General features: G+C 33.4%; 7 protein-coding genes. All 7 read left to right on the forward strand.

Going from position 1 to position 13,107, the window contains the following annotated elements; all coding sequences use genetic code 11:
- Positions 1–1,227: 1,227 nt before the first annotated feature.
- The 7 genes from ACNFIH_RS00215 to ACNFIH_RS00245 are packed head-to-tail and all read left to right on the forward strand — an operon-like array spanning position 1,228 to position 12,911.
- The gene (locus ACNFIH_RS00215) at positions 1,228–2,211 is read left to right on the forward strand and encodes a hypothetical protein (RefSeq protein WP_426484974.1); all 984 of its coding nucleotides are present in this window, start codon (positions 1,228–1,230) and stop codon (positions 2,209–2,211) included.
- 8 nt (positions 2,212–2,219) lie between these two features.
- Positions 2,220–3,536 carry a hypothetical protein gene (locus ACNFIH_RS00220; RefSeq protein WP_426484975.1) on the forward strand — a complete coding sequence of 439 codons (1,317 nt, stop codon included), beginning with the start codon at positions 2,220–2,222 and terminating at the stop codon, positions 3,534–3,536.
- A complete protein-coding gene (locus tag ACNFIH_RS00225; protein ID WP_426484976.1) occupies positions 3,536–4,489 on the forward strand; it encodes a hypothetical protein in 954 nt (317 codons plus the stop codon). The genes ACNFIH_RS00220 and ACNFIH_RS00225 overlap by 1 nt, the downstream gene beginning before the upstream one ends.
- Complete coding sequence (locus ACNFIH_RS00230) at positions 4,479–5,546, forward strand: hypothetical protein (protein ID WP_426484977.1); 1,068 nt, start codon at positions 4,479–4,481, stop codon at positions 5,544–5,546. Before ACNFIH_RS00225 ends, ACNFIH_RS00230 begins: the two co-directional genes overlap by 11 nt.
- Positions 5,546–5,995, forward strand: coding sequence for a T9SS type A sorting domain-containing protein (locus ACNFIH_RS00235; RefSeq protein ID WP_426484978.1), 450 nt, complete (start codon positions 5,546–5,548; stop codon positions 5,993–5,995). The genes ACNFIH_RS00230 and ACNFIH_RS00235 overlap by 1 nt, the downstream gene beginning before the upstream one ends.
- A 6-nt stretch (positions 5,996–6,001) precedes the next feature.
- Positions 6,002–12,520 (forward strand): RHS repeat-associated core domain-containing protein, encoded by a 6,519-nt coding sequence (locus ACNFIH_RS00240; RefSeq protein WP_426484979.1) that lies wholly within the window; start codon positions 6,002–6,004, stop codon positions 12,518–12,520.
- A 34-nt stretch (positions 12,521–12,554) separates the two neighbouring features.
- Positions 12,555–12,911, forward strand: a complete 357-nt coding sequence (locus ACNFIH_RS00245; protein ID WP_426484980.1) for a hypothetical protein — start codon at positions 12,555–12,557, stop codon at positions 12,909–12,911.
- Positions 12,912–13,107: the final 196 nt, after the last annotated feature.

Raw genomic sequence — 13,107 nt, forward strand, 5'->3', positions numbered from 1 at the left:
TTAGGCTGATTTTAAATTCTAGAGTGGAGATTCGTGTATGTTGATTATGATTACGTATTGATTATCTGCAGATTAAACATGTAAAAAGTCAAACAGGGTATTTCTAATTTTGCTGGATTTCTTGTTTGTAAAAGCTTCATGCACCACGAATTTGCAATAAAACTTTAAGTACTAAATTTTTAGGGCTACTTTATAAAATTCTTTTGATTAACGGCTCTAGGTGTACTTTTCAAGTAGTATCTCAAATGTATTTAGTGCGCTTAAAAAATGAAAAATTCATTTCTGGGAGTTAAATTAACTTCAGGTGAAATTATTTGTATTAAAAATAAAACATTTTAATTATCATTGTCATCAAACATTGTGTTTTTGTGTCCACGTTTAGGCATGAACTCCAGTGTCTCTATGTGCCATCATTTGGCCACGAAATAATATTTTTTGCATCTCAGTTTTTCGAGGTACAAACAAGGTACAAATTTAATCAAAACATCGCCCAATATCCAAAAGTAAAAGCAATTAAAAAACGAGTTAAAATATTGCTTATCAATATCTTAACTCGTTTTTTTATTCTTGTTTTGTGATGTTTTGTTGCTCTATTTGCCGATGCAGAAATTAGCAGTCCAGTGTTTTATGGGGGTTTACAGATTTCGAGGTACAAGAAAAATGCAAATCTGAACAAAATATCACGAAATAAAAACAAACAAATTTTTATCTATTATTTCCATTGAAAATAACTTTTATTAATTTGTTATAATTTTCTCTAAGAACACATTAATCCAGTGGTTGAAACAAATGTATAAAATATAAGATACATTAAAATATATAAACAACAGTTTATATATTTTAATGTATTCCTTCCACGATAATTTGTAGACTATCTTTATTATTTAATTCAACAATTACCTTCCTTTCAAGTATCAATCTGTATAATAGATAATTATTCTGTTCAAAGTTATCTTAATTCTTTCGTAAGATCTCCAACAATTGTTTTCTTGAAAAAGGAGATCATCAATCATATATTAAAAAACAATTTAAATTGTTAAGTTATTGATTTTATTGCTGTTAATATTTGAATTTCTTTTGGCAAATACTACTAAATATTATAAAATGAGGAAAACCGTAAAGATAAAATAAAATCCTTTTGTTTATTTGCGTCCGAATTTTAACGAAGCATTAACAACTGTTTATTACTGTCAAAATAGCATGCAAAATCAGATAAACAAATTAAATATGAATAAAATTACTTTTCTGCTTTCCTTTTTTATTATTCAACAGGCTTTTTCGCAAAATACATTTCCTCCAACAGGTAATGTTGGTATAGGTACAACAACCCCTGATGTTAAACTCAATGTAGTAGGAAATATAAATATTGATAATGTTGACTGGGCCACAGACAATGAATTAAGAATTCGTGAAGGAGGTAGTAATAGCTATGGGGCATTTTTCAAGTATGGCTTAAATGATATATTAGCAATTGGGACAAGACATATTGATATAGATTATCCAGCAATGCAAATTTCAAGAGGTTCATTGAATACATTATTTAATGGGAATGTCGGTATTGGAATAGCAAATCCTTCTATGAAACTTGAAGTAATTGGAAATGAAAATTTAAATTTTGATGCTGCTGGTTTTTTTAATGCAAAATCATTTGGTAACGTAAATGACAAATGTGAAACTAGAATTAATCTTGGTAAAATAGAAGGCAACATCAGACGATCGATGGGGGCAATTGGAGCATTTCCATCAAACAATACCGACTCTTCAAATGGTATTTTAGCATTTTACACCAGAGAATCCGCATCACTTTTGGAAAGACTTAGAATAATAGCTAATGGGAATGTTGGAATTGGCTTATCCAACCCAACAAACAAACTTGACGTCAACGGCACAATCCATTCCAAAGAAGTAAAAGTTGATATGAACGGCTGGTCAGATTTTGTTTTCAAAAAAGATTATGATTTACCAACACTAGAGGAAGTTGAAAAACATATTGCAGAAAAAGGTCATTTAGAAAATATTCCATCAGAGGAAGAAGTTTTGAAAAATGGAATTAATCTCGGAGAAATGAATACTAAGCTTTTACAGAAGATTGAGGAATTGACACTTTATATGATTGAATTAAAAAAAGAGAATATGGAATTAAAAAATCAAAATGAAAGTTTCAAAGTTGTGTTTGAAAGACTTTCAAAAATTGAAGAGAAATTAAAATAAAGATTTATATGAAACTTAGATTAGCCATTATTACAACATTATATTTTGCTTTAAATGCGAATGCCCAAATCTATACACCTACTGGAATTATTCAAGGAACATCTGGCAATAATAGTGTTGGCATTGGTACAAATACTCCAACATCGAAATTAGATGTTTTAGGTACTATTAAAAGTTACGAAGGGACTCAACTAGGACAGCCAATAGGATCATCACAATTGATCAATGAAATTGGAGGGAGTTGTGGAATAGCTAATAAGATGTTAAATAGATTATGGCTTTATAGAGATAATGCTTCGGATTCCAATTGGTGGACAACAAGATTTCATGACGGAATTTCTATTGATGGAACTTACTCAACACCACAAAACAATACAAAAACTTGGTGGGAAAGAGATCCATATGATAATATTCAATCATGGGGTGATGGAGCTAATACATATTTTACAATCAATAAAGGTAAAATGGGAGTAGGAACTTCCGCTCCTGAATCTAAATTAAGTATTTACTCAACTTATGCAGAAGGATGGAATTCAGGACTTGAATTACTCAGGGAAGATGGAGGTAAAGGTTGGATTGTAGTTGACTCTGATGGAATGAAATTTAGAACTCCTGTTGATGGAGATGGTTATTATTTTAGAGATAATGATAATAATACATCATTTTTTGTTGCTGATGGTGGGAGCGTTGGGATTGGAACAACAAGTCCATCACAGAAATTAGAAGTGAATGGTAATGGTTTATTTCAAGGAGCAATAATTAGCTCTAAAAGTAGTAATGAAGGAGGGCAAATACAAATTAAAAATCCTTCTAAAACTTTAAATGGGACTGCCAATACATGGACTATTTATAATATGACAGGAGTATATGGGAATAGTTTGCAATTTTATGCTTATGATAACATAGGTTGTGTCAGCGGAGGTTTATGTGCAAGTCGTTTTACTATAATGGATAGTGGCAATATTGGAATTGGGATAAATAATCCAACAAATAAACTAGACGTCAACGGAACAATTCATTCCAAAGAAGTAAAAGTTGATATGAACGGCTGGTCAGATTTTGTTTTCAAAAAAGATTATGATTTACCAACACTAGAGGAAGTTGAAAAACATATTGCAGAAAAAGGTCATTTAGAAAATATTCCATCAGAGGAAGAAGTTTTGAAAAATGGAATTAATCTCGGAGAAATGAATACTAAGCTTTTACAGAAGATTGAGGAATTGACATTGTACATGATTAAAATAAAAAAAGAGAATATGGAAATGAAAAGCAAGCAAACAGAATTAGAAAACACTATTAAGGAATTAAAATTTAAGATAAAATAATGAAAAAAATAGTAATTATTGCGGCTCTTTTGATTCTAAAAAATAGTTTCGCTCAACAGATTTTAGATGGTTTTTCTCCAATTATTAATGATTTTACCACTCCACTAAAATCTGGTGTTTATACTGGAGACAAGGTTGTAGGTAAAGTTCCCGATGTAACTAGCGATTGGAATCATTTGTTTGTCATAAGACATAGTAATCAAACAAATAATTATCAACTGCAGATAGGATCCTCTTATAGTGCAAACGACAGATTGTTTTTTAGAAAAATTGGTGTCAATAGTTTATCATCTCTAAACCCTTCTTGGACAGAATTGGCTACAAGAGGAGCCAATTTATTTAATGGAAATCAGACAATAAATGGGAATTTAGATTTTTTTAATTACACAAACAAAATTGTTGGGTTTGGTGATCCTAATAACTATTACATTGGTTATTTTCCTGTTACGGGGTCTGCAGGCTTAGATATACATTTTTATGGTGGTATAAGGTTTGGAGATGCTACAAGTAATAGTGTTGTGCAAATTGTTAACGGAAAAGTTGGGATAGGCATAACTAACCCTAATAATAAACTAGATGTCAACGGTACAATCCATTCCAAAGAAGTAAAAGTTGATATGAACGACTGGTCCGATTTTGTATTCAAAAAAGATTACGCTTTACCAACACTAGATGAAGTTGAAAAACATATAGCTGAAAAAGGTCATTTAGAGAATATTCCAAGTGAAGAAGAAGTTTTGAAAAATGGAATTAATCTGGGAGAAATGAATTCCAAACTTTTGCAGAAAATTGAGGAATTGACTTTATATATAATACAGCAAGAGAAGAAATATTCTTCACAATCTGAAGAAATCGAAGCATTGAAAAAGAAAAACAAAAATTTTGAAGAAATATTTGAACGTCTTTCTAAAATTGAATCTCATATAATTAAAACTACAAATTATGAAAAATAAGTTGATTTTTATTGTTTCACTAATTTTAACTGTATCAGTTAACGCACAAATTTACACTCCTTCAGGTACTATTCAAGGAGCATCGGGAAGTAATAACATAGGAATTGGAACTAGTACTCCATCTACTAAATTAGATGTTTTAGGGACAGTAAAAATTCAATCTTCAAATTCAAATTATGATGAAAATTTAAGATTGCTTCCATCTCTCACGAGTGATTATTCTAGTATTGTTTTAGGTGCTGTTAATGGTATTTCTGGAACAGGAATTGGACAATGGACTCTTATTAGATATCCTGCAGCAAATAATTACATGTTCAGTTTGCGATATAATTCAACTGACTTTTTGAATGTTTTAAATAATGGAAATGTTGGTATTGGTATAACAAATCCAAATGCAAAACTTGTGGTTTTGGGAAACTCTGCAGTTTATGGCGATTTTGAATCATATTCAGGCACAACTGTTAATAATGTTTTACCAAATGGCAAAGAACCCACACTTGTCATTAGCGAAAAGCCAACAGGTACACCTCCTACAGTTGGAGGCAAAGTTACCTATCGTGGGGGAATTAGTTTTGGCCGTGGAGGCCCTGGCATTTATTCTGTAAATTATAACCCGGCAGGTAGTGATTACTACGGAGATATTCGTTTTCAAACAACATACTGGAACGGTTCAGGTTACAACAATGCTGATCGAATGGTTATTAATATTGAGGGTAATGTGGGTATTGGGACAATAAACCCAGCAAACAAGCTAGACGTAAACGGAACCATTCATTCTAAAGAAGTAAAAATAGACATGAACGGCTGGTCAGATTTTGTATTCAAAAAGGATTATGATTTACCGACACTTCAAGAAGTTGAAAAGCATATTACAGAAAAAGGTCATTTAGAAAACATTCCAAGCGAAGAAGAAGTTTTGAAAAATGGAATTAATCTAGGAGAAATGAATTCCAAACTTCTTCAGAAAATCGAAGAGCTTACCTTATATATGATTGAACAGAATAAAACTATTGAAGAATTAAAACAAGAAATAAAAAATATTAAATCAAAAATTTAATGAAAAAAATAATTACTCTTCTATTGTTTGGAATTTGTTTTTTATCAAGCGCACAACAAAAAATAACTTTTGGGTATGATTCGGCCGGAAATCAATTGACTCGCACTCTATGTTTAAGCGGATGCACTTCAAAGCCTACCAAGGCAGTAAAGGAAATCGAGGCCCTTACAGATGAGGATATGCTGAAATTTTCACAAGAGGATGTCATTTCGTATTATCCAAATCCTGTAAAAGAGGAACTCTACTTAAAATGGCAGCTTACCAATGATAATTATGTAAGCTCGATTCAGATTTTTTCTGTATCGGGACAGCAGCTGAGAACTTATCAGTTGACCAACTATAATGAAAGCCAGAATATTCCTTTTCAGGAATTGCCATCTGGAGTTTATCTGGTAATGCTCAACTATAATAGCGGAGATCAAAAATCTATTAAAATTATTAAACAATAAGTTTGCATGAAGAAGTTATACATTTTTATATTGACTTTAATAAGTCATCTTTCTTTTTCTCAGAATTTTACCGACACAAAAGGAGAACTGCAGATTTCGGCTTCAGGTACTGCAACTTACACATTGCCTATTGCCACACCACCCAGTATAAAGAATGTTGCACCAATTATCAATCTTACTTACAATAGTGGTGTAAGAGGTGGAATTGCCGGACAGGGATGGAACATCAACAGCATTTCGACTATATCTAGAATTGCAACGCGTATGGATATCGATGGCTTTGTTGATGGAGTAGATTTTGACGACAATGATAAGTTGGCATTAGACGGCCAGCGCCTGCTTATTAAAACAGGAATATACTGGGCCAGCGGTTCTACATATGAAACAGAATATAAAAGCAATACCAAAATTGAGCTGAAAATAGAAGGAACGGCCACTTATTTTGTTGTTACAGCTCCAGACGGATCACGAAGTTGGTATGGGTCTGTGGGTCCTGGGAATTTGCAGAATTCGGTATCGGAGACTGCATGGTACATTGTACGTTATGAAGATACAAATGGTAATTTTATTAATTATGAATATGATTCGACAGGAGAAATACATATCAGATATATTTTATTTAGTGGTAATTCTGTGGCAGGAATACCAAATCAAAATAAAATTGAATTTAAATATAATAGTGCAAAACGTTATGAACGCGAGTATATAAAAGGAAATGCAGTTAATTCGGAACATATTTTAGAAAGCATTGTTGTTTACAGCAATAGTATAGTTTACCGAACGTATAAACTGACCCAAATTGCAGATAATCAACTTGGTTATGAAAGATTAGAAACTATAAGGGAGATAAATGCACAAAACGAGGAGTCAAATCCAGTAGTATTTAAATATGCGTCTAGCCCTACAGATCCGGAAAGAAAAGAAAAAACGTACACTAATAATCTTGATTTTAATAAAATTGATATATCGGGTGATTTTGATGGAGATGGCCGAATAGATTTTGCTGTTAAAAATAAGCTGTATACTAATTTATTTAATGGGGCTTCTGGGAGTGTACCTATTACAATGCCAGTTTATACTTCATCTGATCAATCTTTTGCCGCAACAACTTTGACTAACAATAAATTAAATCAGTTTAATACTATTATCAATGCAGAGGCTGATATTAATTCATTGACTTTTAAATATTTTAATTTAGCAGGAGGTGCTGTAAATCAGGTCTATGCAAAAACAGTTTCCATACCGAATGTCGTTTATAACGAGATACAATGCAGTACAGGTGGCGGCGGAGGAGAAGAGCAGAGTCGAGGCGTGGCGGCCACTGCTTCTAATGAATACCCAGATGCTGTTAATCTTAACAACCAATATATCGAAGGTGATTTTAATGGTGATGGTATTTCCGATGTTATCGTATTACAGTATCATCAAATTGACCATTATGGCATGGATGGTCCTTGTACTGGACCTCATGGAGAAGCTTTAAATTGTAATTGTATACTAAAGGAGTCCTCAATTGGAAATTGCGCAGAAAATGCTTATTTTATAAATTTGTCTCCAAATGCTTCTACCAGTTTAAATACGAAAGATTTCGTGCAACTAACAGACTTTAATTATTGTAAAGAATCAGAAAGTAGATATACTGCAGATTTTAATGGAGACGGGAAGACCGACATTCTGATTATTAATAAAATCACCAAAGCATATCGTATTCTTGGGATTAAACAGTTAGTGAATGCTCCTTGGCATGCTGTAGAAATTATTGGGACAGGAACTTTGGATGCATACTCTCCAACAAAACAAATTCTTTTTGGGGATTTTAACGGTGACGGCAAAGTCGATATTATGCTTCCGGATTCTGAAGGAGGAGAAGGCGAGATCTTGTGGCAGACTTATTTTAGCAATGTTAATCCTTTGGCGGGAGCATTTTTCAAAAGAGTTGGTTATAATATAGTTGAATATCGTCCAGATACCAGTAAAGAAGCAAATCCATATACAACACAAATTCATTATAGTGACTATTTTGCTTTGGATATTAATGGTGATGGAAAATCAGATATTGTACGTGTTTGGAGGAAATATTATAGTCCTGGTCTTTTAGATTTCAATAATCATAACACACAATGGCAAGTAACAGGTTTTGCTAATAATATTGGAAATCCAGCTAGTCAGGGATTTAATAAAACTTATGATTCCGGTTTGTTTGATTCTGGTTCACCAGATCTTCCTATTCCGATTGTATCAAATTACAGATATAAAGGAGCAAATACGGATCTTGTATTAGTCAGAGGACATTACAACAAGATTGAGTATTATCAGTTCAACAAAAATGTAGGCACAGAGAACAGACTTATAGAAGTATCTGAGGCTAATGGGAATATTAAACACAATATTGAATACAAATCAATGCAGGCTGATGATGGCAATACAGGAAACGCTGCAACTGATTTTTATTCCTCAGAAAATGCGATGACATATCCCAATGTTGATATTATTCGCGATTACAAAAGTTATTTTGTTTCTAAATTAACAAAAACGGTGAATGGTGTTTCTAAATATCAAGATTTTAGATACAGAGGTTATGTTTTCAATTTTAATTATGGTGCTGTTGGTTTTACCCGTACAACAAGAAGTAATTGGTATTTGCCTTCTTCAGACATAAAAATATGGAATACACAATTCAATGATCCAAATTTGAGAGGAATAAATACTATACAATGGACTAGTACTAATGGGGGGACGGTCTTTGATGCTGTACCTACAGATCTTCTGAGTACTACAACTAATGTATTTTTGGTTAATACAGTGGGAGGGGACCAGCCATGGAATACATATCAGAGCGAAATCAATATTGACACTCCAGTTACTGCTAGTCAAAACTATGTGGCAAATAATTTAATTACGGCAAAATCTGCCGTAAATGACAATCTGAATGTAAATTACCAGTCAGGGCAGGTTGTTTTGAAAGATGGATTCAGCGCCAAAGGAACAAGCGGAAGCAGTTTCAGAGCATATCCTTTGATACCAGCCGGAACTGCAGCACCTGCCAACAGCAGCGTCTTTAATATTCTGCTTACCAAACAGACCGTGATCGACCATTTGGCAGATACTAAAAAAGAAACATTATTTACCTATGATGGAACAGTCCAGAGTACAAATTACTTTGGATTGGAAACCAAAAGCGAAACCAAAATATTCAGCGGAACGACATTGCAGGGTACGACAATTGTTGATACACAGTACGAGAACAATGCTTCAGGAACAGGAAAGAATTATTATGTGGGAAGACCTAAAAAAATAAACAAATCTACGAACATCTATACTGGTGATACGCGTACATCGGAGGATGTGTATACCTATAGTGGGTCAAATTTGGTTAAAACGGAAAAGAAAGGACATAATACCTATGCTATTGTAGAAGAAATGTCGTATGATGCAGTGGGGAACTTATTGACGAAAACAGTAAGCGCTCCTGGAGCCCCAACTATTCCTCCATCGCGAACCATAAAAGACGAGTATGATGCTACAAAGCGTTTTATTGTTAAGAAAACTGATCATCAAAATTTTGCTACAAATTTTGAGTATAATTCACGTGGTCAAGTGACAAAGTCAACAGATTATATGGATATAGTAAATGATTTCACTTATGATAACTGGGGGAAATTGTTAACTACAACCGTAACCAATTCTTCAATCGTGCCGATTGTTGCCACTAATGTCTATACAAAGCTTTCGACAGGAGGATATACTTTAACAACTACAGACAATCTAGAAACAAAAACAATTACCGAATATGATGTTTTGGGAAGAATTGTAAAAAGCGCTACAAAAGGATTTGCGGCAAATTCCACGATTTCAAAACAGATAGTTTATGATGCCTTAGGACGAATAGAAAAAGAAAGCGAGCCTTATTTTTCGACACCAAGCTTATGGACCAGCTATGAATATGATTATTTAATGAGGCCAAAAACAATTACGGCTTCAACACAGAAAATCCAAAATATTACTTATTCCGGTTTGACGACCACCATTGATGATGACGGAAAAACCACAAAGACTACTATGGATGCATTAGGAAATAAAATTCAAATAGAAGATCCAGGAGGAACGATCAAATTTACTTATTTTGCAGATGGTCAATTACAAGAATCAGATTACCAAGGCCACAAAGTGCAAATGGGTATAGACGGCTGGGGGAATAAAATTACCATGTTCAACTCAAACGCAGGGACTTATTCTTATACTTATGATGCATATGGACAGCTGAAAACAGAAACAACTCCTAATGGAACGACATCTTTAACATATGACTCAGCAGGGAGGCTAACTGAAAAATCTATTGTTGGAACCAATAACAATACAAATAGCAAGACTACTTATGCCTATAACGGACTGAACCAAATGACAAGCAATACTTTTGCTGATAATTTAGAATCCAAAATAATTACAAATAGTTATGAATATGACAATCTTAAAAGATTGTCTAAAACGACTGAAACTACTCCTTACGCGGTTTTTGTAAAAGAACTTGCTTTTGATTCGCTCGGAAGACTTGACAAAGAGACATCAACTGCAACTGAAATTGCATCGAGTAAGACAAGTACAAGAACTATTAAAAGTAAATACCAGAACGGTTTTCCGTGGCAGATGGTTGACGATGTCACACAGCAGGTACTTTGGCAGACCAATTCAGCAGACGAGAGAGGACAACTTACAAGTGCAAGTTTAGGAAATGGTATTGCAATAAACCAATCATTCGACCCATATGGATATGCCACTCAGTCTAAATTTGACAGAACAGGAGCTAATCCGGGTAATGTGATGACATTGACGACTGCTTTTGAAGCCAAAAGAGGGAATTTGAAGAATAGAACCAATAACTTGTTCAACTGGAATGAAACTCCGGGTTATAATGGACTAGATCAGTTATTGACTTACAATAACGCTCAAGGCCAGCAAGAAACACAAGCTTATGATGAAAAAGGAAAAATTACTCAAAATAGCATAGGTACCTATGAATATGATGGAACAAAAACTTATCAGAATACTGCCATTACATTAAGTTCAAATGCTTTAGCTTATTATCAAAACAGAGGTACGGGTGCGAACTCTGCGCCAAAACTGAATTTAGATATTAGTTATAATGCCTTCAAAAGCCCATTTTCGATTAAAGAAAAAGGACGTGACGGTAATTACATTGATAACATTAGTTTTACTTACAATGACAATAATCACCGCAGTGCAATGTTTTATGGAGGACCACAGGATGATAAGTTGCTTCGCCCCTCTCGTAAATATTATTCGGCTGACGGGACAATGGAAATAAAACAAAATATTACAACTGGTGACTTAGAATTTTTGACCTACATTGGTGGCGATGGTTATGATGCACAAATAGTTTCAAAAAGCAATGGAAATGTTCAGAATTATCTATATTTACACCGTGATTATCAAGGCAGTATAATGGCCATTACTGATGCAAATGCCAATATAGTTGAAAAGAGACTATTTGATGCTTGGGGAAGTATTTTGAAAGTACAGGACGGCAATGGCAATTTATTGTCTGGATTGACTGTGTTAGATAGGGGCTACACAGGGCATGAGCATTTGCAAAGCATGGGATTGATTAATATGAATGCGAGGCTTTATGACCCCATACTTCATAGGTTTTTGCAGATAGACAATTATATACAAAATCCTGAAGATACTCAAAGTTATAATCAGTACGGATATGTGATGAACAATCCGTTGAAATATACAGATCCAAGTGGGGATATTTGTGAAGGATGCGGAGGAATGCCAGGAGTGCCAGGGGTTAACGGAGGAGGAGGTACAGGGATAATTACTGATGGGAATGAGTTCTGGCGAGATACTGGAATGAAGGAATGGTGGAGAAAGAATGTTAATATGAAGAGCATAGATAGTGGTCTACATTTTTTAGGCCAAAATTTTGAATCTTTTGGCGATAATATTTCTTCATTATTTAGAAAAAGCATTAAAAGTCCAGGAAAACCGTATAGTTATAAAGGATCTAATTTTACTTCCATTGCGGGTAATTATTTGAATAATAAGGTAGAGCAATCCACGAAAGTAAGAGGAAAAGGAGGACAAGCAATTGGCTGGGGAGCAACTGCTTCTATGGGAGGTGGAATTGGTTACGAAATTGGAATAGTTACAGATGATAATGGAGGAAGAGCGTTATATTTTACATTCAAAGGCAATGTTGGTTGGGGCGAAGATGTTGGTATGACTGTGACAAAAATAACCCCAACAAGTAAAAGAGATTTTTCAGTTGATGATTTTTATGGGAAGGCAATTAGTTACAGTGTATCTTACGGCTCATGGGGATACGAGAGAGGGGGAACCATGAGTAAGGCAGGTAAAGCAAAACTCAACCCTAATAATTTTGGAACGGGTAAAAACGGATATACTACGGATGCTGGTTCTAGAAGCCACTTACTGCCTATGTTAAGAGGGGGTATGGGAGTGTTATTCTCTGAATCAAAGACATGGATATTTAAATTTTAATACATTATTAAGCGAATAAAATTATTTATGAACTATGGGTAAAAAAGTCATTTTAAATATCTGTATCTTAATTTCTGCTATTTTTTTAATTCTTTTTTCTTTATTTCAGAAATCAGTTGAGAAAGTAAATTATGAAGACGAATTGAATGAAGAATACAGAGGTTTTGTTGTTAAAAAATTTATAGATTCTACAGATCATTCAATTTGTAAATTAGTTTTAAAATCTGGGGCAATAATTGATATTTGGGACAATTGTTATAAAAAAGTTGAAATTGGAGATTCAATTGTAAAAAACAAAGGAAGTCTCGATTTTTTGATTTATAAATTATCTGGACTCGAAGTAGTAAATATTAAAGAAAATTTAATAGCTCCTGATGACTTAAATAAATAAATTTGATATTGTTAACAAAATGTCTTTTTATTTTTCGATATTTTGGTAATGTTGCAAATTAGGAGTTTTTATAATGGAACGACATGACTAATTGAAAAAGAATGTTAAATTTAAATTATTGAATAGAAAAAGAGATGATCTGCTGGTCGTCTCTTTCGTTTTTTATCTTTTATAAACCTTAAAATGCTTTTGCTTT

Origin of the sequence: Flavobacterium sp. 2, assembly GCF_049949195.1 — a bacterium.
In the GTDB taxonomy this organism is placed as follows: domain Bacteria; phylum Bacteroidota; class Bacteroidia; order Flavobacteriales; family Flavobacteriaceae; genus Flavobacterium.